The organism is Rhizobium sp. CCGE 510 (assembly GCF_000292525.1).
Lineage (GTDB): Bacteria > Pseudomonadota > Alphaproteobacteria > Rhizobiales > Rhizobiaceae > Rhizobium.
This window is the reverse complement of record NZ_AEYF01000053.1, coordinates 40,154-66,799: the sequence shown is the minus strand read 5'-3', so window position 1 is coordinate 66,799 and position 26,646 is coordinate 40,154. Positions and strand designations below refer to the sequence as shown.

Genomic DNA, 26,646 nt, shown 5'->3' with positions numbered 1-26,646 from the left:
CGACAAGTGGTAGCTACTGGTCGTTGGCTTCTCTGCTCATGCGAAGGCTGGGGTCTTGAGGCATTTCAAAATGTTTTGCGGTGAAGAGACGCCATACGGATCGGTTGCGCAGTTGTCGCCAAAGCCTTCCTCCTCGAACCACTCCTCCACGACGCCATTATTGATCACGGCAGCGTAGCGCCAGGAGCGCAGACCGAATCCGAGATTGTCCTTGGCGACGAGCATACCCATTTTGCGAGTGAATTCTCCCGAGCCGTCCGGGATAAGCTTGACATTTTTCAGCCCCTGGGCCTTGCCCCAAGCATTCATGACGAAGGCATCGTTGACGGAGAGACAGTAGATTTCGTCAATGCCCTTCTTCTTAAACTCGACATAAAGACTCTCGAAGTCGGGCAGTTGGAAAGTGGAGCAGGTGGGGGTGAAGGCGCCTGGCAGGGAAAAAAGGATTACCCGCTTACCGCTGAAATAGTCGTCGGTTGTCTTGTCTTCCCAGCGGTAGGGGTTGGGACCGGATATAGACTCGTCGCGAACCCGCGTGCGAAAGGTGACAATAGGGACCTGCTTTTCCATGGTCATCAATGAAGCTCCTCTAGGAAGATTTATGTGCGGCCTCTCGGTCACGAAACAAATCCGACCTCGGCCCACACGCCGGGGGGAGCAAGCGTCATGCCATTTGACCTGAAGGAACTGGACTTGCGGTCAGCACAGAGCCTTCGTCGCCGTATTCGAGCGCTTGCCTATGCGGGCAAGGTGAATTGTGAAGCCTTTGTCCCGCGCTGACGGCAGGGCGCTGTGTTGGCTACTTCCGACCGCATCTCGATCAGGGTCTCTGCCGCCTTCCAGAACCTTGGCATGCTGCCCGCCAATCCGGTCGCGGCGGGAAACGAAGCCGGCGCGGGTCACGGTGTTTGAGGTTCCGCTCGTGCGTATGTCTACCCGCGCACCTTTTCTTGTCTGAAACTGGACAAGAATGTTTGAGGCCCGACAAAAAGGCGTCGCCAGGCTCGGACCGTGCATCGAAAATGGTGAAACGCAAACGGTGCGCGAATAGGCACGCGACTTGCTCCGATGATTTCGTCACGCAGACGGCGATGGCCAATATCGCAGGGCGCGGCGTGAAGAGCTCGCAGCCGCCAATATCGATCGGCTGATGCCGATCGGCACCCGGGTCGCCGTGGCGCGCGATGTAGTCTTTGGCCTACGAGCATATGTTGCTCGGCTGGCGGCGCCGCGGGGCTGATATTTTGCTCCTCTCACCGCTCGCTGGCGACGCCGGCCGCCGATGGCGATGCCATCCACCTGCCCGGCGGCTATCCCGAGCTGCAAGCCGGCGGCTCCGGGGCTAAAAGTTTTGTGCCGGAATGCTCGATGTGGCGGCGCGCGGCACGTCCTTCTGCATCCCGATGATGCGGCCCAGTTCTTTACACTGGCGCGCCAAGCCGGCCCTGCCAATATGCGGGTGGCAATTACCCGCTGATTTTCTTTGCGAGCGCATCCATGTCGGGCACGGTGATATGCCGGATGTTCTCGATGCGGATGACGCCGCTTTTGCGCAGCCGGGTCAACTGGCGGCTGACGGTTTCGATCGTCAGCCCGAGGAAATCGGCGATTTCGGCGCGCGATAGCGACAGGTCGAAGGCGGTGTTCGTCGCCGTCGCCGTCTCGGCGTGGGCGGCAATGAGGTGGAGCAGGCTTGCGACCTTCTCCTCGGCGGTCCGCCGGCCGAGCGTCAGCATCCATTCGCGCGCGGCATCCAGCTCGTTCAGCGCCTGAGCGTGCAGGCTACGCTGCAATTCCCTGGTCTCCAATATCATGCGTTCGAGCAAATTGCGGGGGAACACGCAGATCTCCGCATCGGTCGCGGCCTCGGCCGACAGCGTGCTTTCACGCACGAAGGGCCGGCCGACGAAATCGGGGGCGAATTGCAGGCCAACGATCTGCTGGCGCCCGTCCGGCATCACCTTGCAGAGCTTCACCACGCCGCGCATGATGTTCGAATAGAAAGAGTTTTCCGACCCTTGTGCGATGATCTCGCAGCCCGCATCGACCTTGCGGCGCAGCGAGTGGCGGCCGAGTTCGCTAAGCTGGCCAGCCGACAAGGCGCCGCAAACGACGCCGTGCCGCGCCTGGCAGGAACGGCAAGCGACGAAAGTGCCAATCTCGAGAACCTCACTGCGTGCGACGTCCATGTCCCGATCCCTTCGAAAACCGCATATGCCGGGCATGCCGAGACGACTACGCGGTCGTTGCGACTTCGGCTATCCCGATTTCTTCCAGCGCGTCTTTGATGCCTATCAATTTCATTGGGATTGCGATTTGATCCAGATCAAGTCTTCATACCTACGCTCTTGCCGTGCGAGGCAGGGCCCTTTGTGGATTTTATTCGGACGGCATCTTCGCCCCGCCGGCTGAGCGGGCTTTCTGCGGCATCGCCTCCCGTTTCGGCTGACGGCAAAAGCCACCATTCCATTGCTGTTGGGCAACAGCCAATCGGCAAATTGCCGCCGCGATGTCCTCTCAGGGTGGCGTCGCCGGGGCTGGTAGAACTGATATCCTAGGACAGAGGAGTTGCACGCGTCGAGCTGTTCCCCGGAATTCGGCCGCTTAGCTCGATGCCGCAATTCAAAGCTACCACAGCCTCAAGCTATCCCACTGCATCGCTGTACATCAGGCATCCGTTACGAGTCGCGCTTCAGGTCTCTGACTGCGGGCTGTGGTGGCTGGAAAATTAGTCGCGCTTGAATAAATGGCATCCGACACCTGATGTCGGGTTTTGTTAAATACGCGACACGGGCCTGAGCAGGCCAATCTTTGTTCTGGCTCAAGCTAAATAGCTGGGAAAGCAATCAAAAAAGTTTTTGCCGGCCATATCAATCAAATTGGCACGAACTTTGGAAGTTCTTCTTGCGGGGCGGCAAGAGCTGTCGGCCGGTACTCATTTCTTTGGTGACTGCCATGGAGCGAAGGAAATCAAAATGTATGTTTTGCTCAGATCGCATTCTACCGGAAGAGAGGAATCCCGTGAAATTCCGATGCCGATCGGCAAGGCGGGCGAGGCATCTAAGAATTTCGACTTCGGCCAAAACCCAGCGTAAATTTCGAGCCGCACGACGATCTGATCGCTGCATCGCATGTTATCGGCGCGTCACGCTGCGGAGGTTGGTAGTCTGGCGCTCCACGATTTTTCTCGTTTCCTCTGCGAGGAAAATTCGTTTTCGGCGAAGGGTCTTTGACGGCAGGAGAAAAGCAGTGGTTACCATTCGGGTTCCAGAACATGTCCCTCCCGAAATGGTGAAGGACTTCAGCCTGTTCACGTCGCCCGGCATGGAGCGCATGCCAAACGGGGATCCGCACGCAGCTGTCGCTTGCCTCCATAATGGGCCGCGGATCTTTTATTCTCCCTGCAATACGCGCGATGGACGAGGTACTTGGGTCATTACGCGCGCCCAGGACCAACGCGAATTGCTGCAGGACACCTTAACCTTTTCCAGCCATCGGAGCCTTTTCGCCTCGGCGCTTGGCGAAAATTGGCCGTTGATCCCGCTTGAACTCGACCCACCGGCTCACAGCGTGTTTCGCTCGCTACTCAATCCGCTGCTTTCGCCCAAGCGGATAACGGAGCTTGAACCGGCTGTCCGTGATCGGGCGATTGCGCTGATTTCCAAGATTTCCGCGTCTAGCACAAGCTGCGACGTCTTGACGGACTTCGCCTTTCCTTTTGCGGTTAGTATCTCCCTGCGTTTGCTCGGCTTATCCGATGAGCGCCTCGATACATTTGTGGGCTGGGGCAGGGACCTGCTCCACGGCGACGGCATCAAACAAACGGCAGCCGCCCGGACGATTCTGGCGTTCATCGATGAACTCGCAGCCATGCGCCGCAAAGAACCGACCGACGATTTCATGACCTTCGTCGTGCAGGCAAAGGTCGATGGCCGCGCGTTGAGAGACGAGGAAATCCATGGTATTGGCGTGCTCCTATTCGTCGCCGGACTGGACACGGTCGCAACGGCGATAGGCTTTGACCTCGCCTATCTCGCGCGCAATCCCAAAGAACAGGAATTGCTGCGGAGTAAACCGGATCGAATCGTGCTCGCAGCCGAAGAATTGCTTCGCGCCTATTCGACCGTGCAGATGATCCGTGTGGCAACGAAAGATATCAATTTCGAAGGCGCGCCGATCCGTAAGGGGGACTTCGTTTCCTGCGCCACAATGATTGCCAATCGTGATCCGGCGGAATTCGAGCATCCGAACACGATCGATTTGGCACGAGAAGACAATCGCCACACCGCTTTTGCGTACGGTCCCCATCGTTGTCTTGGATCACACCTTGCCCGGCAGGAGATCGTCATCGCCCTGGAGGAGTGGCTGTCCCGCATCTGACTTCCGTATCAAGGATGGTACCGCGCCCATCACCTATGGTGGCCACGTGTTTGGAATGGAGAATCTGATCCTGGACTGGTCCTGATAATTGAGAGGAGGAAAGACATGGAGTACCGCATGCGCATCATAGTACACACTGCCAAATGCCAAGGTCATGCAAGATGTTGGGCCCAAGCGCCCGAAATATTCAATCTTGACGACGAGGGATACATACTCCCCGGTGCAATCGATGTTGAGGAGAAGGACGAATTGTTCGCATCGCGAGGCGCTCGATCCTGCCCCGAACGTGCGCTGGAGATAGATTGCACGTCCGATGCGTTGCTTGATCGCCTTTTGTTCAACCAACATTGTGGGGGTTGAAACGCAACGTAACTAGTGCATGACGGCGCCGTCGCTGTCCAAACACCTTACCCGCAGCTCTCCCAGTGGTGTCTACTTCTAGGGCAGTTGTTTACATGCATGCCTAAGCAGAGAGAGGGTTTTCCTTACGTCAGCCGAGCAGTTGAAAGCTGGCTGCGTCACTGGATGGGTAAGCGCCCCCGATATCAGATGTGCGATAAGCGATGAAACACAAAAAAATTACCGAATTGCTCGACCGCGAGGTGATCCGCGACTGCCTCTATCGGTATTGCCGCGGGATAGACCGCGCCGATGAATGGGCGCTGCGCAGTTCCTACTGGCCCGATGCACGTGACAATCACGGGGCCTATTCCGGTTCGGCCGAGGGCTTCATCGAGTTCGCCCTCGGTGTCTTCAAGACGGGACCGCGCAACATCCATCAAATCACGAACATTCTGATTGAGTTCAGCAGCCCGGAAAAAGCCGCCGTCGAAAGTTACTTCGCCGCACTGCAACGCGCACCGGACAACGCCGGAACGCTAAGTCAGGCCCTGATCTGCGGCCGCTATTGCGATCTGTTCCTGAAAAAGGGAGGGGATTGGAGAATTGCCGAACGGACGGTGGTCTATGATCTGGTCGAGGAGCAGATCTTGGCCGCGGCATCCGAGACTGAGCAGTTCGGCCGCCGGCAGCCGATCGGAGCATCATGTCCCGATGACCCCGTCTACGCATTTAGGAAGACTGCATTCCTTCAAGAGGATGAAAGTGAGGCTTGATCGATCAGGATTCATGCCTCGAGATCGTCAACGTTGGTCAGGGAGCTTTTATCTCATGAAACAAGCCGGACGTATCGTCATCATCACAGGCGCTGCGGGCGGGATAGGCCGTGCCCTGGTGGACACTCTTGCCGCAGGCGGGGATACTGTCGTCGCCGTGGACCTGCCTGGCAGCGGCGGGCTTGAACTGGCCCGTGGTCTCGGGCCGGCCCATCTTGGGCTAGAGTTCGATGTCTCGCGAGAGGAGGATATCCCTGCGCTTTATGATCGGATCGAACGACAATTCGGGCAAATCGGTGTGCTCGTCAACAACGCGGCCATAGGCCCTACTATGGCTGCGACCGTTGATACGACTATCGACGGCTTCCGACGCATCTTGGCAGTAAATCTGATTGGGCCCATTGCAATGGCCCGCGAAGCAGCGCGACGGATGAGCTCAGGCGCTGTCATCGTCAATGTCGCCTCGCTGGCCGGCGTGCTCGGCAATCCCAAACGCAACGCCTACGCTGCCTCGAAGGCGGGCCTGATCTCGTTCACGAAATCGCTGGCATGGCAGTTTGCGTCGTGCGGCATTCGCGTTACGGCGGTAGCACCCGGGTACGTACGCACGCCGATGGTTTCGGAACTTGAACGCGCGGGCAAGATAGACCTCGCCGCGGTGCGCAGCCGGGTGCCAATGGGTCGCGTGGCGCGTCCAGACGAAATTGCCCGAGCGGTGCGCTTTCTCGCCAGCGCGCAAGCGAGTTACATCACCGGGTCTGTGCTGACCGTCGACGGTGGCTGGAGATCTTTCAATCAACCGGGCGAGGCGCACCCGCCAGTGCCCGGGACGCCACGAGCCGAACTCTTCCCTCCTGCCGAGCACTCCACCGCGCGAATTGCGCTTGTCATGGGCGGGGCGGACTGCATAGGCGCTGCCGTTGTGCGCCGCTTTGCGGAAAACGGCGACGCGCTTGTAATTGCCGACAAAGATGGCGCTGCAGCGGCAGAGCTTACCGGTTTCCTCGGTGGCAAGCATATCGCGAGGTCCGTTGACATCGCCGTCGAAAGTGACGTGGTGGCGCTGTTCGAGGAATTGCGAAGGCACTTCGGCCGGCTAGGCGTCCTCGTCAATAATGCGGCCAACAATCATGTGTCAGAGGTCGAACAAATGCCGACAGAGATCGAGCCCGTACTCGATGTGAATCTCACCGGCGCCTTCACCTGCGCGCGAGGCGATCAAGGTAATGCGTCCGGGAAGCCTTATCTTAAATCTGGGACCGAACAACACATTACTGCCCTTTGCACCGCGCCACGCCTACGATGCTTCCGGAGCGGGCGTGGAAATCCTGACGCATTGGTCCGGTTGGCATTCGCACAGCCACCGTCGCTCCGGGCTACATACACACGCCTGCCGTCGCGAACATGCAAAAACTCGGCCACGTCGATCCGAAAGCAATCAGGCGGCGCATCCCGATGGGAAGGATGGGACGGCCGGAAGACGTCGCTGACGCAGCGTTCTTCCTTGCATCGTCTGACGCATCGTACGTGACCGGCTCTACCCTTTACGTTGACGGCGGGTGGACCTCGGCCGGGGATGCGGCATTTGCCGGCGAACTTCATCATTTAGCGAAGGCTGCACAATGATCGTCGACTATCCACCAAACAGCCGGCTGCGGCCCATCGGAGCCGACAATGTCGTAGGAGAGCAACTCCGGTGCACGATGCTCCCAGAGCGCTTCCGATCGAGGCACTGCATTCATCGAGAAGCGAAACAGACGGACGCGTTCGAGCTTTCTGAGTTTGCCGTTTCGGTGAGCGGGGTGAGGAGCGGATAACCGACACGCCACTTCTAGTTGGCGAACCCCGGTCGCAAATCTGCCGCAAAAGGAATCATCATGGAATTTGCAACGTTCCTCCTGGCCGCGCGGCGCGGTTATCATCAATCGTCCGACGAGATCATCCGCAACTCCATCGAACAGGTAGTTCTTTCAGAGCAAGCTGGCTTCCAAACTGCATGGTTTGCCGAGCATCACTTCAACAATTACAGCCTGGTTCCGTCGCCCTTGATGATGGTGGCGCACTGCGCCGCCCTGACGAGCATCATTCGCCTCGGCACCGCCGTCTGTGTGTTACCGCTCTATCAACCGCTTCGCCTGCTCTCCGAGATTGGATTGGCCGATATCGTTTCCAACGGCCGGCTCGAGCTCGGCGTCGGCTGTGGATACCAGCAGTTCGAGTTCGAGCGCTTCGGCGTCAATGTCGAAGAGGCGCCGGCTGTTTTTTCGGAATGTTTGGACATTCTTGTCAAGGGTCTCAATCAGAGGATCTTCGAGCACGACGGACGGTTCGAAAAGATACCTCCGACAGCGATTTCCGTCCGCTCGGTCCAGAGGCCAATGCTGCCAATCTGGATCGCTACGGCGTCCGGAAACAGCATGGGGCGGGCCTATCGTGAGGGACACAATCTGTTGATCACAGCATTCCACGACGGCTTGGACAGTTTGAGCGTGCTGCGCGAACGCATCGAAGAAGCCGCAATTTCTAAAGGGAAGAATGTTTCGGACGCGAAGATATCACTGCTACGCTACTGCTATGCCAGCGATGAGGAGGCGGAGATCAACAGCTATCTCGATAATGCCCGCTTCCAACGGCGGCTTTCCGAAGTATTGCTTCTGCGCCGCCAGCAAAGCCTGGATGGCTATCTGCTGCATGAAACACCGACGCGGCAGGACCTCTCCTTCGAGACGATGCGCGAGAACCTGCCGATTGGTAGCGTCAATCGCGTCATCGATCGGCTACTGGAAGAGATAGATATCGTGAAACCAACCCAGATCGCGATCCAGACCCAAATGGGAGATTTCGACCAGAAGACGATGCTGCGGCAGATCGAGCTCTGGGGAGACAAGATCATCCCGGAGGTCAACAAATCGCTCGGGCATCGGCCTGACGTGGCAGAGTAACTGCTTTTTCGGCGGTGTGCTCTGCGATCAAAATTACGAAGGGATAACCGCAATAGATCCCCCCTCGAAGCTAGATGACCCTGAGATCCTTGTCTTCGACCCCAAGACATCGACCACAAAGGCCCTTTGCCTGGGCGCCCACCGATCGAAGAAACCTCTGGTCGGTCTTCGTGGGCCGGCCTACCGCTGCACCCGCAACACGCTTGGCACTCACTCTCGGCTGGCAGGTGTCCCGATTACCCGCTGCGGTCGACACGTCCGCCGTTTCCGGCGAGATGCGCCAAACAGCAGGGGAACAGGACGACGTTGCCTGCTGCCCAACGGCAGGGCCTAAAGGTCGTTCTCGGCTTATTCCCGTTGCGGCACGCCTAGAAGAGGAAATGTTGGACATCGCGTCAATCGAATCGAGAAATGCGGAAGTGCCGACCTCCGCTCGCGTTTGGCGGCGGACCGCGGTCGCGCATTGCAATTCCTGTAGGCTGCTCCCCCGCCGACTGTGTCATTCGCAGGGCGGCCGGCGCTATGGTCCCGACCAAACTGCATTTAATGGATCTCACGACATTCGTCATGCGCGGCTGCTCATTGTGAATTTCTCCAATCTTATAGACCAATTGCAACAGCGAGGAGCCAGAACCGCCCGTCCTGCTTGCGCCTGCCTCTAGGTGCGCAAGTACCAGAACACCGCCGGAGCTGCTCGGAGTTTTCTCCCTCGTCTGCGGTTGATTGGCGCGCATGCGGCGCTGCCGATTTGTTGAAACGCGACGCGATATTGTTCGGGCGCTGTTGATGCAGTCGCATCTTAGGCTCTGAACAAATCGGAAATCTTTTTCTGAGGCTCTTTTCGCAGCTGGCACGATTTTTGGATCTCCCACATGCCGAGGGATTGGAGTTTTGTTTGTCAGCAATTGGTCGCCGAGTCGACCGTAATCGTGAAGTGGGGCTTCATACGACCGTATGGGCCTCCCGAAGCCGCCTTAAGGGATACTTCTTAACAAACTGGAAAATCGCCAGCGATGGGTTGGGCCAAATGAAAGGCTCGAAGAGGAGGAAAAGAGCATGAACGGCATTATGTTTCGGACCGTCCACCGCGGTTCTGCCATTGGCGAAGAAGACGCCAAACTGCAACAAGGGCGACGGTGTGTCTGTCCCGGCTGCAAATTCAGGTGCGATGTCGCCCCTCGTACCGAGTGAGGTCCCTCGTGCACTACTTTAAGCCGTTATTAAAGCGTTCTCATCAGGTGTTTGTAGCCGAGGACGGGAGTATCTGGATCGGGAAGGAATCCCGGAAATCAAGAAAGATCATCCAATCTCCTCCGCCTTGGGTCGCCGGTTTGGTTTCGAAACTGGACGGCGAGCATACACTACCAAGGATACTGAGCGAGCTTAAAGCAGAACGGTATGACGTCACCAAATGCGACGTTCACGATTTCGTCTCTGCCCTTGCTAGCTGTGGGCTCATTGAAGAGAGCTGAGCCACTTAAGTTGGAGACAGGGGGTCAATCGAGCAATGGTTGCCCCATGTCCGGCCGCGGCGTTGGAACTAGCGAAGTTTATCCATTGAGGGAATCGCGCAACGAGCGTTCGGCGACACGCTATTCGTCCTCGAATGCAGCCGTCGTCGGTCAAGCTGGTTGCTCGACCGAGCGACAGAGTGGGTGTCGCAGATTCCTCAAGGCGAACACAAGATTCGGCGGTTCGCAGTCAGTTGATCGAGTCCCTGTAGCCCGGGCGACCAGGCTTTGTTTGCTTCCAACGATTGCAAAGGAGCTGCCGTCGCTGCGGGGCGTGGTGAGCTTGAGCGGCGGTTTCTATTTGAAGAACTTTTGTCCACGCCGGCTGGGCAGCCGTGCAACACTTCCGCGCCATTCCTGAGCGGTTTGGGGCCGAGCAATATTGCGGAAAGTTTGTCGTTCCCTGGCGGGCTTACCGTTCGTGGGCGACCTGGCAGGGGCGGAAACTGCCCGATGATCAAGTCGCGAGGCGTCTTCCACTCAAGAAAGAAGCTCGGGCGCAGGACGGGCCTATTCAATACTGTTCGCGATTTGATCGCCCTCGACGTTTTGCGGGATCGAAAGCTTCACCATTTTTCGATTGGGAGCTGGGTGCGATTGTCTCCAGTTTTCGGAGCTTCGTTTGATCCTGCTGATAGTCGCGGTCGCCCTGCCGCGCGGTCGACCTAGCGGTGCAAGTGATGCCCTTACGACACCGTCTGTCGGCTTTGTCTTGTCGGCGACATTGGGGTTGGTTGGCCAGTTTCCTGTGCTGGCTCGGGCTAACTTCCTGAAACCCAACCAAAGAGATCTTTTCTTTGGCTCGATCGGCCCACATGGCACGGGTTTTGAAGATTGCCATGGGAGGCGGCGCGAGCTGCCGGCCTTTTACTCAGCGATGGATGGAACGAAAGAAGGAAGGCGATATGTCAGATTTGCGTCAAATCGCATTTTACGGCAAAGGGGGGATCGGCAAGTCCACCACCTCCCAAAATACGCTCGCAGCGCTTGTCGACCTCGGGCAGAAGATCCTGATCGTCGGATGCGACCCGAAAGCCGACTCCACCCGGCTGATCCTGAACGCCAAAGCACAGGACACGGTTCTGCATCTGGCAGCGCAGGAAGGTTCGGTGGAAGACCTCGAACTCGAGGACGTGCTCAAGACCGGCTACAGAGGCATCAAGTGCGTGGAGTCCGGCGGTCCGGAACCGGGCGTCGGCTGCGCCGGGCGCGGCGTCATCACCTCGATCAATTTCCTCGAGGAGAACGGCGCTTATGACGATGTCGACTACGTCTCCTATGACGTGCTTGGCGATGTGGTGTGCGGTGGTTTCGCGATGCCGATCCGTGAGAACAAGGCCCAGGAGATCTACATCGTGATGTCCGGCGAGATGATGGCGCTCTATGCCGCCAACAACATCGCCAAGGGCATCCTGAAATATGCCCATTCCGGCGGCGTGCGGCTCGGCGGCCTGATCTGTAACGAGCGCCAGACGGACCGCGAGCTCGACCTCTCCGAGGCGCTGGCTGCCAGGCTCAATTCCAAGCTCATCCACTTTGTGCCGCGTGACAACATCGTCCAGCACGCCGAGCTCAGGAAGATGACGGTGATCCAGTACGCGCCGGACTCCAAGCAGGCCGGGGAATATCGGGCGCTAGCCGAGAAGATCCATGCCAATTCGGGCCAAGGGACCATTCCGACCCCGATTACCATGGAAGAGCTCGAAGACATGCTGCTCGACTTCGGCATCATGAAGAGCGACGAGCAGATGCTGGCCGAACTACAGGCCAAGGAGTCAGCGGTGGCTGCGGCTCAATAACTGCCGCTGTCGACAGGACGCGCTGGCCCTTGAGCCAGCGCGTCCTTCCACGAAAGACGCTTCGTCGACGACGACATAACCCGAACCTTGAAAGGGGCAGGGGCCCATGAGCCTTGATTACGAGAATGACAGCGTTTTGCATGAAAAGCTCATTGCGGAAGTGTTAGCGCAATATCCAGACAAGGCGGCAAAGCGCCGCAAGAAGCACCTCAGCGTCGCAACGAGCGGCGACGAGCCTGGCGATGAGCCGAAGGCGCTTTCCGAATGCGACGTCAAATCGAACATCAAGTCCATTCCGGGCGTGATGACGATCCGCGGCTGCGCCTATGCCGGCTCCAAAGGCGTGGTATGGGGGCCGGTCAAGGACATGGTCCACATCTCGCACGGGCCGGTCGGTTGCGGTCATTATTCCTGGTCGCAACGCCGCAACTACTACGTCGGCCTGACGGGCATCGACACGTTCGTGACGCTGCAGTTCACCTCAGACTTCCAGGAAAAGGACATCGTGTTCGGCGGCGACAAGAAGCTTGAACAGGTCATCGACGAGATCGAGGCGCTTTTCCCCCTCAACAACGGCATCAGCGTGCAGTCGGAATGCCCGATCGGGCTGATTGGCGACGACATTGAGGCGGTGTCGCGCAAGAAGGCCAAGGAGCACGAAAAGACGATCGTGCCGGTGCGCTGCGAGGGCTTCCGCGGCGTCTCGCAATCGCTCGGCCACCACATCGCCAACGACGCCATCCGTGACTGGGTTTTCGACAAGAACGAAGTCGAGTTCGAGACCGGCCCTTATGACGTCAACGTCGTCGGCGACTACAATATCGGTGGCGACGCGTGGGCTACGCGCATTCTATTGGAGGAGGTGGGGCTGCGCGTGGTCGGCAACTGGTCGGGTGATGCCACGCTCGCTGAGGTCGAGCGCGCGCCAAAGGCCAAGCTCAACCTCATCCACTGCTACCGCTCGATGAACTACATCTGTCGGCACATGGAGGAAAAGTACGGCATCCCGTGGATGGAATACAATTTCTTTGGTCCGTCCCAGATCGAAACCTCCCTGCGCGAAATAGCCAAGCACTTCGGTCCGGAAATCGTCGACAAGACCGAGGCTGTCATCACCAAGTACCGGCCCCTGGTCGATGCTGTCGTCGACAAGTACCGGCCGCGCCTCGAAGGCAAGACGGTGATGCTCTATGTCGGCGGCCTGCGTCCTCGCCACGTCATCACGGCCTATGAGGACCTCGGCATGCGGATCGTCGGCACCGGCTACGAGTTCGCCCACAACGACGACTATCAGCGCACCGGCCATTATGTGAACAAGGGTACGCTGATCTATGACGACGTGACCGGTTACGAGCTGGAAAAGTTCATCGAAGGCATCCGCCCCGACCTTGTTGGGTCCGGCATCAAAGAGAAGTATCCGGTGCAGAAGATGGGCATCCCCTTCCGCCAGATGCACTCCTGGGATTATTCGGGCCCGTATCACGGCTATGACGGCTTTGCCATATTCGCCCGCGACATGGATCTGGCCATCAATAATCCGGTGTGGGATCTCTACGACGTCCCCTGGAAAAAAAAGGCCGCGCCAGCTGAGGCGGTTGCGGCCGAATGAGAGCTTGGCCTGTCTTGGGAGGGGGCAGGCCAGGCACTTCCATCGCCTTGATCCGCACTCGTGACAGATGACATCCCATTGCCGCCACCGGTGCGGCGCGATGAAAAGAAAGGTGCTTACTATGCCGCAGTCGGCGGAAAAAGTTCTCGACCATGCTCCCCTGTTCCGCGAGCCGGAATACAGGCAGATGCTCGCCGAGAAGAAAGCCAATTTCGAATGCCCCCACCCGGATCAGGTCGTTGCCGATCAAAACGACTTCACGAAGACCTGGGAGTATCGCGAAAAGAACCTGGGCCGCAAAGCCCTGGTCGTGAACCCGGCCAAAGCCTGCCAGCCGCTCGGTGCCGTCTTCGCAGCCGCAGGCTTTGAGCAAACGATGTCCTTCGTCCACGGCAGCCAGGGCTGCGTCGCCTATTACCGTTCGCATCTGTCGCGTCACTTCAAGGAGCCTTCATCGGCGGTCTCGTCCTCGATGACGGAGGACGCGGCGGTGTTCGGCGGGTTGAAGAACATGATCGACGGGCTCGCCAATACATACAAGCTCTACGATCCGAAGATGATCGCCGTCTCGACCACCTGCATGGCCGAAGTCATTGGAGACGATCTCCACAGCTTCATCGAAAACGCAAAGAACGAAGGATCGGTCCCGCACGACTTCGATGTTCCTTTTGCCCACACGCCTGCCTTCGTCGGCAGCCACGTCGATGGCTATGACGGCATGATCAAGGGCATTCTGGAGAACTTCTGGAAAGGCAACGAGCGGAAGGAGGTTGCTCAAGCCATCAACATCATTCCCGGCTTCGACGGCTTCTGCGTCGGCAACAACCGCGAACTGAAGCGCCTGCTCGACATGATGGGCGTATCCTACATCTTCATCCAGGATGCCTCCGACCAGTTCGACACGCCGTCTGACGGCACGTACCGCATGTATGACGGCGGCACGAAGATCGAGGACGTGAAAACGGCGTTGAACGCCGAAGCGACCCTGTCGCTGCAGCACTATAACACGCGCAAAACGCTGGAATATTGCAAGGAGGTCGGTCAGGCTACGGCCTCGTTCCATTATCCGCTGGGTGTCCAGGCGACCGATGAATTCCTGATGAAGGTCTCGGAGATTACCGGCAAGGAAATTCCTCCGGCACTCGGCCTGGAGCGCGGCCGTCTCGTCGACGCTATGGCAGATAGCCAGGCCTGGCTGCACGGGAAGAAATACGCGATCTACGGCGATCCTGACTTCGTCTACGCTGTTGCCCGGTTTGTCTTGGAAACCGGCGGTGAGCCGACCCACTGCCTTGCTACCAACGGCACGTCGGCCTGGGAAGCCGAGATGAAGGCGTTGCTCGCATCCTCGCCCTTCGGCAAGGCTTCCCAGGTCTGGGCGGGCAAGGACCTGTGGGCGTTGCGCTCGCTGCTCTTTACCGAGCCGGTAGATCTTATGATCGGCAATTCCTATGGCAAGTATCTTGAGCGCGACACCGGCACCCCATTGATCCGGCTGAGCTTTCCGATATTCGACCGGCACCATCATCACCGTTTCCCGCTCATGGGCTACCAGGGCGGCCTGCGCGTCGTGACGACGATCCTCGACAAGATCTTCGACACGCTCGATCGCGAGACGAGCGAGCCGGGTGTGACGGACTATTCTTACGACCTGACCCGCTAGGAGCGGCGGCGGTCGGCCTTGTGAGGCCGGCCGCCTTCATCTGAACTTGGAGACCGCAATGCCCTCGCTCAATGCTAAAGTCCAGGATGTCTTCGACGAGCCTGCCTGCGAGAAGAACCGCAGCAAGGATTCCAAGGCGCGTAAGAACGGCTGCTCGAAGCCGCTGATCCCCGGGGCGGCAGCCGGCGGATGCGCTTTCGATGGCGCCAAGATCGTGCTGCAGCCCGTCACCGACGTCGCGCACCTGATCCACGGGCCTCTCGGCTGTGAGGGCAATTCCTGGGACAACCGAGGATCGGCTTCCTCAGGTCCAACGCTCTGGCGCACGAGTTTCACGACCGACCTCACTGAAACCGACGTGGTGATGGGGCACGGCGAGCGGAAACTTTTTAAAGCAATCCGCGAGATCAAGGAGGCCTATGCTCCACCGGCGGTCTTCGTCTATTCGACCTGTGTGACAGCATTGATTGGCGACGACATCGAGGCGGTCTGCAAGCGGGCCGCCGAAAAATTCGGCCTTCCGGTGGTGCCGGTCAACGCACCGGGCTTTGCCGGCTCCAAGAACCTTGGCAATAAGCTCGCCGGTGAAGCGTTGCTCGATCATGTGATCGGCAGCGTAGAGCCGAACGACGTGACCGCCTACGACATCAATATCATTGGTGAGTTCAACCTATCCGGCGAGTTTTGGCTGGTGAAGCCGCTTCTTGACCGGCTGGGGATCAGAGTGCGGGCCTGCATTCCAGGAGACGCTCGATATCTTGACATTGCTTCTGCGCATCGCGCCAAGGCGTCCATGTTGGTGTGCTCGACAGCACTCATCAACCTCGCCCGCAAAATGGAGGAGCTCTGGGATATCCCGTTCTTCGAAGGCTCCTTCTACGGCATTACCGACACCTCTGAAGCACTCAGGCAGATCGCCAAGCTGCTCGTGACGCAGGGGGCGGATCCCGAAATCCTCGAGCGCACCGAGGCATTGATCGCGGAGGAGGAGGCGATTGCCTGGAAGAAACTCGCAGCATATCGACCAAGGCTTGAAGGCAAGCGCGTGTTGCTCAACACCGGCGGCGTGAAGTCCTGGTCGATTGTCCATGCACTGATGGAGGTGGGCATCGAGTTCGTCGGCACCTCGGTTAAGAAATCCACGCCTGAAGACAAGGAACGTATCAAGCAACTCCTGAAAGACGAAAACCACCTGTTCGAGTCGATGGCGCCGCGCGAGCTTTATAACATGCTCGCCGACGGTAAAGCCGACATCATGTTGTCTGGCGGACGCACGCAATTCATCGCGCTGAAGGCCAAGACACCTTGGCTCGATATCAACCAGGAACGCCACCAGCCCTATGCCGGCTATGACGGCATGGTGGAGCTCGTTCGCCAGATCGATCTTGCTATTCACAATCCGATCTGGATGGAGGTGCGGGAGCCGGCACCGTGGGAATGCCAGCATGCGGTGGAAGAAGAACTGACGAATACCAAGAGCGAGAACGAGACTGGGTACGCCTTGCAAAACTTTGTCGGCGCGGTCGCCGGCAGCTTCGGCAAGCGTTGAGGAAAGCCGATGGTTCAAGTCTTTCCCCAGACCAAATCAGCTGCGGTCAATCCGCTGAAATCGTCGCAGCCGCTCGGCGCCGCGCTCGCCTTTCTTGGTGTCGAGCGTGCAGTGCCGCTGTTCCACGGCAGCCAGGGCTGCACCAGCCTGGCTCTCGTACTTTTAGTCCGGCACTTCAAGGAAGCCATTCCCTTGCAGACAACGGCATTGGACGCAGTGGCGACGATCCTCGGCGGCGCAGGCAATCTGGAAGAGGCGATACTCAATCTCAAGAGGCGCGCAAAACCGAAGTTGATCGGAATCTGCACGACAGCCCTGGTGGAAACCCGCGGCGAAGATTTTGCAGGCGATCTCACCAACATCAAGCGGGATCGTGCCGATGAGCTTGCGGGTACGGAGATCGTGCTGGCGAGCACACCGGATTTCGAGGGAGCGATCGAAGAGGGATGGGCGAAGGCCGTCACCTCTATGATCGAGCGCATCACCACGCAAGGCGAGCAAAGCCACGATCAAAAGAAGATTGCGATCCTACCAGGATGGCATGTGACAGTCGCCGACATCGAGCTTCTGCGCGAAACGGTCGAAAGCTTCGGTCTGAAGCCGGTAATCCTTCCGGACATTTCCGGCTCGCTCGACGGCACGGTGCCCGACGATCGTTGGGTGCCGACCACCTATGGCGGTACTCCCGTCGACGAGATACAAGAGCTTGGCACGGCGGCACAATGCATCGCGATCGGCGAGCATATGCGCCGCCCCGCAGAGCTACTGCGGACCCGGACGGGAGTGCCTTACGCACTGTTCCAGTCGCTGACAGGATTGAAAAGAGCCGACCGGTTCGTCTCGTTGCTTTCAAGGATTTCAGGTGCGCCGGTGCCAGCAAACATTCGCCGTCGCCGAGCACAGCTGCAGGACGCCCTGCTCGACGGGCATTTCCATTTCGGCGGCAAGAAGATCGCAATTGCTGCGGAGCCGGACCAGCTCTACCAATTCGCTACCTTCTTCACCGGCATGGGCGCCAAGATTACGGCGGCAGTCACCACGACCGGCACTTCAAAAATAATCCAGGAAATGCCGGTCGAATCGCTCCAGGTGGGTGATCTTGGCGATCTCGAAGAACTTGCCGTCGACGCTGATCTTCTTGTTACGCATTCGCATGGACGACAAGCGGCGGAGCGCCTTGGCATTCCGCTTATGCGGGTGGGCTTCCCGATTTTCGACCGACTCGGCAGCCAGCATAAGATCACAAGTCTCTATCAGGGAACGCGCGACCTGATCTTCGATGCTTCCAACATCTTCCAGGCCAATCAGCGCGCGCCGTGTCCTGGATCGCTTGATCCCTCCCGCAAAGGAGAACTGGCTAGATGACCGCCGCCCGTCGCCTCTCCATCGTCTCTGACGGGGCTCACTCGGCAGCTCCGAAGCGGAAGGCTGGCGCCTTGCGCGTAGCAATCGCCACCCAAGATATGAAATGTCTTGACGCCCATTTCGGATCGGCCAAGCGCTTCGCGGTCTTTGACGTCAGTCCCGACGATTGGAAACTCGTGGAGGTCCTGTGTTTCGAAGACGTTTCCGATGAGAGCGGAATGCATCGAAACGAGGGCGACGATCGCATTGCCCCCAAGGTGAAGGCATTGGAAGGCTGTCACCTCTTGTTCTGTCTGGCGATTGGCGGGCCTTCGGCAGCAAGGGTCGTTTCGGCCAAAATCCACCCGATCAAAGTACCCGATGCTCAATTGATTGAAGACGTACTGTCTCAAACTCGGGCGATGCTCAGGACGACTCCACCGCCCTGGTTGCGCAAGGTGCTAGCCGAAGCAGGCGCCACCGAAAAGAAACCTTTCGACGAGGAGGACTAAAAAAATGGCCACACTCACGGGCATCACCGATGGCCCTGCTATCAACGAGGATGGGGATCTCGCCACCCCTTTTCTCAGATGCCTCATAAGGCTCATCCGCGCTCAGGATGCCCATGGGGCGTGGGAGGGCAAATCGGACGCTGACCTGCTGGCCGACTTCATCCTCACCAAGGAGCAGCGCCGTAAGATCCCGATCATAGGCGATCCCGATCCGGATGTGCTGTGGAGGCTCCAGAATTTTTACAGTTGCGTGGGGCTTGTGATCGAAGAGTGCACAGGCCTATTGGCATCGCCGATCATGACGATCGGCCATGAGGGCTTCGGCCGCGTGCTTTTCACGACTGGACGGTTGGTCGTTCTGTCGAAGACCCTGCGCGATGTCCACCGGTTCGGCTTTGAGACGCTTGGGAAACTCGCCGAGGTCGGCACAAAATTGGTCGACGATGCGATCGCAGTCATCGAAGTCTATCCCAATGTGGCGCGGGCATCATGAAATCAGTTTTCGAGGAAAGAGATCATGCCAAACATTGTGGAGCAGCTGAAGAAGGTCCGCAAGCTGCAGTCGCGGGCGTGCACTGCGAAGATGGAATTGCACGACCTAGCCGAGGACCTCCCGGTCAACTGGACCGAGATCAAGGCGGCCGCCGAGAAGACGTTCGGGATTTTTGCCGAGCTGGAGGCTGCGAAACGAGAGCTCGGCGCATTGGAGAACTCACGATGATGGGCCCAATTTTCGTTACCCGCTATGGCTCCAGATGGATGCCGGAATATCTGACCGCTATCGATGGCACGACCAGCATCGGTTGCGGCCGCTGCTTTAAGGTCTGCTCGCGCGAGGTCATGCACCTTCACGGAATCGATGACACCGGTGAAATCCTCGGCATCTGCGACGGCCAGGACGACGACTTCGATGGCGAGCTCAATCGCATGATGATGGTCGTCGACCATGCCGGCCGTTGCATTGGCTGCGGAGCCTGTGGCCGCGTCTGCCCGAAGAACTGCCAGACTCATGTTGCCGCAGACAAGGTTGCTGCGTGATCTTGCGAACAAATCAGGAGAACAGTGTTGCCCTTCAGAATCTTTTGTCTCCTCCTGCTGCTCGTCGTCGGCGCCAGCGCCCCAACGAGCTACTTCGTCTCGCATTCCATCCGCATCGTAATGGTCACAACGATGGGTGCTTGGCTCCTTCTTCAAGTGGCTTATTTCGCAAGCATGCTCTTTCTCATCTGGCGGTCTAGCCGCGCTCAGAGCGGTCGCCAAAGGGCTAAGCGTTCGATCATTGCCAGGAAGGACGCTATCAGTCGCAAGCGTATCATGAGGGCGACAAATGAATGCTCCGACGCGCTCCAACCGGGTCAAACCCTCCGAGTATCGGCGCTCCCTTGGGTGGCCTTTCACTATTACCTCTCGGCTCAGGATAAGACGCCGTTACCGTGTTTGCGATTGCCTAGAGGGACTCCAGGATGAATGAGACTATTCGCGATTTGCTGGCCAAGTGTGCTGCGCTCCCCGTCACAATGGATCAGATTGCCGACGACGCCGATCTCTATGCGGCGGGGCTGTCTTCCTTTGCGTCGGTGCAACTCATGCTCCGCATCGAAGAGGCTTTCGATATCGAGTTTCCCGAGAATCTGCTGAACCGTAAATCCTTTGCCAGCATCGTCGCCATCGAAAAGACGGTTGGCATGATCCTGGATAGCCGAAAGGTCGTCTGATGAACGTCGCGGGCGCTCTGATTGAAGCCAGGGCCGGAGACGCGGCGGCGGTGCGCGCCGCACGCGTCGCGGCGATCGCCGGCAAATATGCTGATGCAGTCGATGCCGAAGGCCGTTTCCCGCGCGAAGCTGTAGATGCGATGCGCGCCGAAAGGCTGCTGTCGATCCAGATTCCCGCCGATCTGGGCGGCAGGGGTGCGTCGATCAGCGAGATCGCCGAGCTTTGCTCGATCCTCGGGCAGAAATGTGCGGCCAGCGCCATGGTTTTCGCCATGCACCAGATCAAGCTGTCGAGCCTGGTCGAACACGCCGCCGGCAGTGACTGGCACCGCGATCTCATGCGCCGTATCGCCAAGGAACAGCTTCTGCTGGCCTCGGCGACGACGGAAGGCGGGATCGGTGGCAATCTGCGAAACAGCATCTGCGCCATCAAGGTCGTGGACGGCACCTGCTTTCTGGACAAGGATGCGACCGTCATCTCCTATGGCGCCCATGCCGATGCGGTTCTGATCACCTCGCGCAGCCATCCCGAGGCCGCCTCGTCCGACCAGGTGCTAACGGTTTTCCTCAGGGGTCAATACAGGCTTGAGCGCACGGTCGCGTGGAACACGCTCGGCATGCGCGGCACCTGCTCCGACGGATTCCTCTTCAAGGGGCAGGCGCCGGCCCAGCAGATCCTGCCGAAGCCTTTCGCGGAGATCGCGGCGCAATCCATGCTTGCCTCCTCGCACCTCTTGTGGAGCGGCGTCTGGTACGGCATCGCCGTCGATGCCGTTGTGCGCGCCCAGGCTTTCGTGCGCGCCGCTGCCCGCAAGGCGCCGGATGCCCAGCCGCCGGGCGCGCTGCGCCTTGCCGAGGTTTCGAACCTGCTGCAGATGGTGAAATCCAACGTGGTTGCCGGCCTCAAGGCCTATGAAGATGCCAAGGCCGATGCCGACAGGCTATCTTCGATGGGATTTGCGGTGGCGATGAACAACGTCAAGATCGCCTCGTCCGAGACGATCCTGGAGATCGTCAACCATGCCATGCTGATCTGCGGCATCATGGGCTACAAGAATGGCACGCCCTTCAGCCTCGGACGCCATCTGCGCGACGCGCATTCCGCACAGCTGATGATTTCGAACGACCGCATCCTCGGCAATACGTCGAGCATGCTTCTTGTCCATAAGCAGGACACTAGCCTACTGGGGTGACAGTCATGGATATGCAGACCTCGTTTCTGGACCGGCTTTTCGAATCCGGCCTGCTGATCGATACCGGCATCGACGGGCTCTATGGCCGCAGCGGCCAGTTCGAAGAGGTGATCGCTGCCTTCGAGCGCCTGGTCGACACGTTCGGCGGCGCCGACGGCGCGGAGGCCATGCGCTTTCCGCCGGGCATGAACCGCGCCTTCTTCGAAAAGAGCGGCTACATGAAGAGCTTTCCGCAACTCGCCGGCACGGTGCACAGCTTCTGCGGCAGCGAACTCGATCATGTCAGCCTGCTGCAATGCATGGAGGTGGGCGAGGACTGGACCAAGGGACAGGAGGCGACCAATATCGTGTTGACGCCGGCTGCCTGCTATCCGCTCTATCCGACGATCGCCAAGCGCGGCAACCTGCCGAAGACAGGCGGCCTCTTCGACCTGCAATCCTATTGCTTCCGCCACGAGCCGTCGAAGGATCCGGCCCGCCAGCAGCTGTTCCGCATGCGCGAATATGTCTGCATGGGTACCGAACAGCATGTCACCGATTTCCGCCAGCGCTGGATGGATCGCGGCGTCGAGATGATGAAGGCCGTCGGCCTCGACGTGACGATCGACGTCGCCAACGATCCGTTCTTCGGCCGCGCCGGCAAGATGCTTGCCAACAACCAGCGCGACCAGAACCTGAAATTCGAACTGCTGATCCCGATCACCTCGGCCGCAAATCCGACTGCCTGCATGAGCTTTAACTACCATCAGGACGCTTTCGGGACGAAGTGGGGTCTCAATCTCGAGGACGGCAGTGTCGCGCACACCGCCTGCGTCGGCTTCGGACTGGAGCGGATCGCGCTTGCGCTTCTCCATCATCATGGGCTCGATACCGTGGAATGGCCCGAGAGCGTGCGCAAGGCACTGTGGAGTTGATCATGGCTTCCGTCTTCAGGGACCTCGATCCCGTTACCCATAAGTCACACGCGCTGCACGCCAGCGAGCGCATGTGGCCGGAAACCAACTGCTATGTCGACCTCTGGATCGAAGTGCTGAACACGCTTTGGCTGCCTCCGGAAGCGATGCTCGGCTTCACTGTGACCCTGGATTTCGAAGGCGACCAGTTCCCCTTCTTCAAGGTGCCGCTCGAAGATCTCGAAGCGATCTACGGCATCCGCTGCACGGAGCTGGCGATCTACGACGAGGTCCATCATCACGTTGCCGAACAGATCGGTCGTGGCCGGCTTTGCCTGGTGGAGATGGACCCCTTCTTTATGCCGGATACGCAGGGCGTCGGCTATCGCTGCGAGCACGGCAAGACGACGATGGCGATCAATCGGCTTGATATCGCGGGCCGTTCGATCGACTATTTTCACAATGGCGGCTTCTTCAGCCTTTCGGGCGAGGATTTCGACGGACTGTTGCAGTTGCAGCTTACGGAAGAGGATCCCCCGTTCCTGCCCTATACCGAATTTGCTAAATTCCCGGAAAAGGCGCCGGGAGAATCCGCCATTCGGCAAACATCGCGGCAGCTCCTGGATTTCCATTTCTCCCGCCGCCCCACGGCCAACCCCATACGTGCTTTCGCAGCGGTTTTCCCGGCGCAGGCGGAAGCGGTGGCCGAGCGGTCCTTCGGCTTTTTCCATAAATATGCCTTCAATACGCTGCGCCAACTCGGGGCCAATTTCGAGCTGGCGGGCAGTCATCTCGATTGGCTGTCGGCGGATTTCGCTGAGGCGGCTGGTGAGGCACGGCGGATTTCGGAAGTGGCGAAATCGGTGCAGTTCCAGCTTGCCCGAGCGGTGACGCGCAAGAAATTCGAGCCGTTGCAGATGGCGCTTGAGCCGGCCGTGGATGCATGGGATTCCATGATGGGCCTGCTTCAACAAAAGCTGTAGTTGAACATGATCTCCTCCAAAAGTCGCTTTTCACTTATCGGGATCATGTTTTGAGTTGGGGGATCCAATGCAAGGGCGTTTGGCTGATATCAGCGGCGACGCGCTGCAGAGCGATGGCTGGAATCTGGTTCTGACGGATGCGGGCGCCGGCGCTTCGCCTTCGGATCTATCGCCTTCGGCTGGTCTCATCCCGGCACCTGTGCCGGGCACTGTGGCGGAAGCGCTGGAAAAGGCCGGGCTTTTCGGCCGAGAACAACCGCATCCGTTGAACGACCGTGACGCTTGGTATCTCTGCCGGTTGGTCGATGTTAATGCCGGCGATGCCGTATGCGGCTGGAAGGTCTGGCAACGCTCTGCGAAGTCTTCCTGAACGGCCAGAAAATTCTCGTCTCCGAGAGCATGTTCGAAACCCATGATCTTGCCGTTCACCTTCATGACGGCGACGAACTGGCATTGTGCTTCCGTGCGCTGGAGCCGGGCCTTGGCGAACCCGGCCCGCGCGCCCGCTGGCGGCCGCAAATGATCACGCCGCAGGGATTGCGGCTGGTGCGCACGACCCTGCTCGGCCATATGCCTGGCTGGTGCCCGGAAAGACAGGCCGTCGGACCCTGGCGGCCGGTATCGCTGCTGCATCCGCATAAGCCCATCGTTCGCGACCTTTCGCTGCGGTCTGATCTGCTTGAGGATGGCGAGGGACTGCTCTATGCCTCGCTTCGATCGAAGGGTATGTCAGCGAGGTCACCCTTCGCTGCGGCGAGATCAAGCAGGCCTTCGAGCGGGATAGCCACGGCCGCTGCACGACGATCCTGAAGATCCCTAGTGTGACGCCATGGTGGCCACGCACGCATGGAAGACCGCACCTCCATGAGGTCACGCTGATCATCGATGATGTCGAGCATCCGCTCGGACGCGCCGGCTTTCGTCGGCTGACGATCGATCGCGGCCCCGATGGCAGGATTTCGGCCTGATGGTAAACGGCGAACGCATCTTCTGCCGTGGCGCGGTCTGGATCACAGCCGATATCGTGCGCCTACCTGGCGGTCGCGCCGATTACGAACCGTGGCTGCGGCTGGCGGCGGAGGCCAGTATGAACCTGATCCGCATTGGCGGCACTATGGCCTATGAGACGCCGGAGTTCTTCCGCCTCTGCGATGAGTTCGGCCTGCTGGTCTGGCAGGATTTCATGTTCGCCAATTTCGACTATCCGAAAGACGATAAGGCTTTGAACGCCCATGTCGAGGCGGAAGTGGCGCAGTTCGTTTCCGCCACGCCATCACTCGCCGTCGTTTGCGGCGGCAGCGAAATCCACCAGCAGGCGGCGATGCTCGGCCTGCCGGAGCGAATCTGGCCGAGCCCCATCGTCGAGGAGATCATACCGGCGGTTGCCCGATCGCTTCGGCCGGATGTCCTTATGTCGTCAATTCGCCCTTCGGCGGCGCCATGCCGTTTTCTCCGAATTAAGGGGTGACGCATTAATACGGCGTCGGAGCCTATTTGCGCCCTCTCGATGACTCACGCCGCGCTGATGTCCGCTTTGCGGCGGAAAGCTAGGGTTTCGCGCATGTACCACAGGCCCGGACGCTGTCGCGGCATCTGTCGGTTCCTCCAGTCCAAAGCCCGCTATGGAAGGAGCGTGTGCCGCGCGATCGTGGCACCTCCTGGGATTTTGAGGATGTGCGCGATCATTATCTCCGCGAGCTCTATGATTTTCGGGTCGGATCGGCTGCGCCGGGAGGATTCCGATCTCTATCTTGCTCTGTCGCAGGCGGTCACCGGCGAAGTCGCGGAAGAGTGTTATGCCGAGTGGCGGCGGCAGGGTTCGGGCTGCAACGGCGCTCTGGTCTGGACGCTGCAGGATTTATTGCCTGGCCCGGCTGGGGCGTATTGATTCGACCCGGGAACCGAAGCCAACGTGGTATGCGCTGCCCCGGGCTTTCGGCCCGTGCAGGTGCTTTTCACCGACGAAGGCAATAACGGTCTCGATGTGCATGTGGTCAACGAGAGCAATGTGACGCTCGACCTCGATCTCGAGGTCCGCTGCCTGCGCGATGGCCGGCAAAAAGTGGTGAGCGGTAAGCTTGGCCTCTCGATCGAAGCCCGCGCCAAGTGCAAGATCGCCTGCACCGATCTCCTCGGCGCCTTCTTCGACACCACCTATGCCTTCCGCTTCGGCCCGCCGTCGCATGACGTCACGGTAGCGCGTCTCATAGCGCCCGACACCGAGGCGCTGATCGCGGAAGCTTTCTATTTCCCCTTGGGCAGGACGAATGCCTTTCATGAGGCCGAAATCACCGCTTCCATCGCGCATCAGGACGATCACTGGTTCCTTGATCTGCGCAGCGACCGGCTGGCACAATCGCTACAGATCGATCTTGAGGCCTATCGGGCGGGGATGATTGGTTCCACCTACCGCCGGGTCCCATGCGGCGGTTGAGGCTTCATCCGAGAACTGGAACGTCGGCGGAAACTGTTCCCACCTGTCAGATCAAAACCCGGGGTAGCCGGCGAATAGTCGAAGTCTGATCAAGGTAAGTCACCGGAGAGAACATGCTGAAAAAGTTCGAACGATACCCGCTCACCTTTGGACCTACGCTATCGAGAAGCTCGACCGCCTCGGCAAGCATCTAGGGGGAAAGGTGGAAGCAAGCTTCCTAAGCTCGAATACATCATCCCCGTTGCGATCGCGTCGAAAGCCGATAAGATTGTCTCCATCGGAGGCGTGCAGTCCAACCACACGCGGATGGTCGCGGCGGTCGCCGCCAAGATCGGCATGAATGCGTGCTTGTAGAAGAGAGCTGGGTACCACATGAAGATGCCGTTTACGACCGAGTCGGAAATATTTTCTTGAGCCGTATGCAATACCAGCCGGGGCATCCGTTCACACATTGGGTGGTCTCGGTTACGTCGGCTTCGCCGAGGAAGTTCGTGCACAGGAGAAGCAGCTTGGATTTGGCTTCGACTATATTGTGGTTTGCACGGTGACCGGTTCGACGCAAGCCGGCATGGTGGTCGGGTTCGCGAGAGATGGGCGACAGCGCAACGTGATCGGGATCGATGCCTCCGCTACCCCCGCCCAAGCCAAGGCGCAAGTGCTAAAATTGCCCGGCATACTGCAACGCTCGTTGAGCTCGGCGAGGAAATCGACGACGTGCTTCTGCTCGAGGGATATGCGTATCCCAGTTATGGCATTCCGTCAGAGGAAACGAAGGAGGCCATCCGCCTGTGCGCGCAGTTGGAGGGCATGATCATCGATCCGGTCTACGAGGGCAAATCAATGCAAGGGATGGTCGATCTCGTGCAGAAGGGCTTTTTCCAGAGGGATCGAAGGTCCTCTATGCGCATCTGGGTGGCGCTCCGGCGATCAACGGTTACAGCTATATCTTTCGCAACGGCTGACGTCAGGCGATGTTGCGGCGCACGCACCCGCCAAGTGATCGC

21 protein-coding genes and 6 pseudogenes are annotated in these 26,646 nt (G+C 59.0%); 25 read left to right on the top strand and 2 right to left on the bottom strand.

Going from position 1 to position 26,646, the window contains the following annotated elements; genetic code table 11:
• Nucleotides 1-36: 36 nt before the first annotated feature.
• Nucleotides 37-576, bottom strand: coding sequence for a peroxiredoxin (locus tag RCCGE510_RS30540; RefSeq protein ID WP_037080445.1), 540 nt, complete (start codon nucleotides 574-576; stop codon nucleotides 37-39).
• Nucleotides 577-1,126: 550 nt separating this feature from the next.
• On the opposite strand from RCCGE510_RS30540, the pseudogene RCCGE510_RS35850 reads away from it, so the two are divergent.
• Nucleotides 1,127-1,385: pseudogene (locus RCCGE510_RS35850) on the top strand (cobyrinic acid a,c-diamide synthase); the annotation flags it as partial.
• An 8-nt stretch (nucleotides 1,386-1,393) separates the two neighbouring features.
• A pseudogene (locus RCCGE510_RS34990) lies at nucleotides 1,394-1,477 on the top strand (L,D-transpeptidase); the annotation flags it as partial.
• Here RCCGE510_RS34990 and RCCGE510_RS30535 read toward each other — a convergent pair.
• Complete coding sequence (locus tag RCCGE510_RS30535; protein WP_007636861.1) at nucleotides 1,467-2,189, bottom strand: Crp/Fnr family transcriptional regulator; 723 nt, start codon at nucleotides 2,187-2,189, stop codon at nucleotides 1,467-1,469. The pseudogene RCCGE510_RS34990 and the gene RCCGE510_RS30535 overlap by 11 nt on opposite strands.
• Nucleotides 2,190-2,891: 702 nt before the next feature.
• On the opposite strand from RCCGE510_RS30535, the gene RCCGE510_RS35360 reads away from it, so the two are divergent.
• The 23 genes and pseudogenes from RCCGE510_RS35360 (at nucleotide 2,892) to RCCGE510_RS30430 (ending at nucleotide 26,604) form a co-directional block, all read left to right on the top strand.
• On the top strand, nucleotides 2,892-3,095 hold the full coding sequence (locus RCCGE510_RS35360; RefSeq protein ID WP_192815377.1) for a hypothetical protein: 204 nt from the start codon (nucleotides 2,892-2,894) through the stop codon (nucleotides 3,093-3,095).
• A gap of 193 nt (nucleotides 3,096-3,288) precedes the next feature.
• A pseudogene (locus tag RCCGE510_RS30530) lies at nucleotides 3,289-4,465 on the top strand (cytochrome P450).
• Between the two features lie 20 nt (nucleotides 4,466-4,485).
• The gene (locus RCCGE510_RS30525; protein ID WP_007636857.1) at nucleotides 4,486-4,740 is read left to right on the top strand and encodes a ferredoxin; all 255 of its coding nucleotides are present in this window, start codon (nucleotides 4,486-4,488) and stop codon (nucleotides 4,738-4,740) included.
• A 203-nt stretch (nucleotides 4,741-4,943) separates the two neighbouring features.
• Nucleotides 4,944-5,495 carry a nuclear transport factor 2 family protein gene (locus RCCGE510_RS30520; RefSeq protein ID WP_007636855.1) on the top strand — a complete coding sequence of 184 codons (552 nt, stop codon included), beginning with the start codon at nucleotides 4,944-4,946 and terminating at the stop codon, nucleotides 5,493-5,495.
• Nucleotides 5,496-5,550: 55 nt separating this feature from the next.
• Nucleotides 5,551-7,121: pseudogene (locus RCCGE510_RS36030) on the top strand (SDR family oxidoreductase).
• A 251-nt stretch (nucleotides 7,122-7,372) separates the two neighbouring features.
• Nucleotides 7,373-8,437 carry an LLM class flavin-dependent oxidoreductase gene (locus tag RCCGE510_RS30510; protein ID WP_007636851.1) on the top strand — a complete coding sequence of 355 codons (1,065 nt, stop codon included), beginning with the start codon at nucleotides 7,373-7,375 and terminating at the stop codon, nucleotides 8,435-8,437.
• Nucleotides 8,438-9,573: 1,136 nt separating this feature from the next.
• Nucleotides 9,574-9,909 (top strand): PqqD family protein, encoded by a 336-nt coding sequence (locus RCCGE510_RS36105; RefSeq protein WP_081525818.1) that lies wholly within the window; start codon nucleotides 9,574-9,576, stop codon nucleotides 9,907-9,909.
• 944 nt (nucleotides 9,910-10,853) lie between these two features.
• Complete coding sequence (nifH, locus tag RCCGE510_RS30505) at nucleotides 10,854-11,747, top strand: nitrogenase iron protein (protein ID WP_007636849.1); 894 nt, start codon at nucleotides 10,854-10,856, stop codon at nucleotides 11,745-11,747.
• A 106-nt stretch (nucleotides 11,748-11,853) separates the two neighbouring features.
• The gene (nifD, locus tag RCCGE510_RS30500) at nucleotides 11,854-13,356 is read left to right on the top strand and encodes a nitrogenase molybdenum-iron protein alpha chain (protein WP_007636846.1); all 1,503 of its coding nucleotides are present in this window, start codon (nucleotides 11,854-11,856) and stop codon (nucleotides 13,354-13,356) included.
• A 121-nt stretch (nucleotides 13,357-13,477) separates the two neighbouring features.
• Nucleotides 13,478-15,019: a nitrogenase molybdenum-iron protein subunit beta gene (gene nifK / locus RCCGE510_RS30495; protein ID WP_007636845.1), complete on the top strand. Its 1,542-nt coding sequence runs from the start codon at nucleotides 13,478-13,480 to the stop codon at nucleotides 15,017-15,019.
• Nucleotides 15,020-15,077: 58 nt separating this feature from the next.
• Nucleotides 15,078-16,568, top strand: coding sequence for a nitrogenase iron-molybdenum cofactor biosynthesis protein NifE (gene nifE, locus RCCGE510_RS30490; RefSeq protein ID WP_007636844.1), 1,491 nt, complete (start codon nucleotides 15,078-15,080; stop codon nucleotides 16,566-16,568).
• Nucleotides 16,569-16,577: 9 nt separating this feature from the next.
• Nucleotides 16,578-17,933 (top strand): nitrogenase iron-molybdenum cofactor biosynthesis protein NifN, encoded by a 1,356-nt coding sequence (gene nifN / locus RCCGE510_RS30485; protein WP_007636843.1) that lies wholly within the window; start codon nucleotides 16,578-16,580, stop codon nucleotides 17,931-17,933.
• The gene (gene nifX / locus RCCGE510_RS30480; protein WP_007636842.1) at nucleotides 17,930-18,424 is read left to right on the top strand and encodes a nitrogen fixation protein NifX; all 495 of its coding nucleotides are present in this window, start codon (nucleotides 17,930-17,932) and stop codon (nucleotides 18,422-18,424) included. The genes nifN and nifX overlap by 4 nt, the downstream gene beginning before the upstream one ends.
• Nucleotides 18,425-18,428: 4 nt before the next feature.
• Nucleotides 18,429-18,917 (top strand): NifX-associated nitrogen fixation protein, encoded by a 489-nt coding sequence (locus RCCGE510_RS30475; RefSeq protein WP_007636841.1) that lies wholly within the window; start codon nucleotides 18,429-18,431, stop codon nucleotides 18,915-18,917.
• Between the two features lie 24 nt (nucleotides 18,918-18,941).
• Entirely contained in the window at nucleotides 18,942-19,145 is a 204-nt protein-coding gene (locus RCCGE510_RS30470) for a CCE_0567 family metalloprotein (protein WP_007636840.1), read from the top strand.
• Nucleotides 19,145-19,462, top strand: a complete 318-nt coding sequence (fdxB, locus tag RCCGE510_RS30465) for a ferredoxin III, nif-specific (RefSeq protein ID WP_007636839.1) — start codon at nucleotides 19,145-19,147, stop codon at nucleotides 19,460-19,462. The genes RCCGE510_RS30470 and fdxB overlap by 1 nt, the downstream gene beginning before the upstream one ends.
• A gap of 120 nt (nucleotides 19,463-19,582) precedes the next feature.
• A complete protein-coding gene (locus tag RCCGE510_RS35835; RefSeq protein ID WP_342585740.1) occupies nucleotides 19,583-19,891 on the top strand; it encodes an exopolysaccharide production repressor protein in 309 nt (102 codons plus the stop codon).
• Nucleotides 19,888-20,139 carry an acyl carrier protein gene (locus tag RCCGE510_RS30455; RefSeq protein ID WP_007636822.1) on the top strand — a complete coding sequence of 84 codons (252 nt, stop codon included), beginning with the start codon at nucleotides 19,888-19,890 and terminating at the stop codon, nucleotides 20,137-20,139. Before RCCGE510_RS35835 ends, RCCGE510_RS30455 begins: the two co-directional genes overlap by 4 nt.
• Nucleotides 20,139-21,332 carry an acyl-CoA dehydrogenase family protein gene (locus RCCGE510_RS30450; RefSeq protein WP_007636820.1) on the top strand — a complete coding sequence of 398 codons (1,194 nt, stop codon included), beginning with the start codon at nucleotides 20,139-20,141 and terminating at the stop codon, nucleotides 21,330-21,332. The genes RCCGE510_RS30455 and RCCGE510_RS30450 overlap by 1 nt, the downstream gene beginning before the upstream one ends.
• Nucleotides 21,333-21,337: 5 nt before the next feature.
• Complete coding sequence (locus tag RCCGE510_RS30445; RefSeq protein ID WP_007636817.1) at nucleotides 21,338-22,246, top strand: amino acid--[acyl-carrier-protein] ligase; 909 nt, start codon at nucleotides 21,338-21,340, stop codon at nucleotides 22,244-22,246.
• Between the two features lie 2 nt (nucleotides 22,247-22,248).
• Nucleotides 22,249-23,208 (top strand): DUF1839 family protein, encoded by a 960-nt coding sequence (locus RCCGE510_RS30440; protein WP_007636815.1) that lies wholly within the window; start codon nucleotides 22,249-22,251, stop codon nucleotides 23,206-23,208.
• Nucleotides 23,209-23,275: 67 nt separating this feature from the next.
• Nucleotides 23,276-25,731, top strand: a pseudogene (locus tag RCCGE510_RS30435) (glycoside hydrolase family 2 protein).
• Between the two features lie 24 nt (nucleotides 25,732-25,755).
• A pseudogene (locus tag RCCGE510_RS30430) lies at nucleotides 25,756-26,604 on the top strand (pyridoxal-phosphate dependent enzyme).
• Nucleotides 26,605-26,646 lie beyond the last annotated feature (42 nt).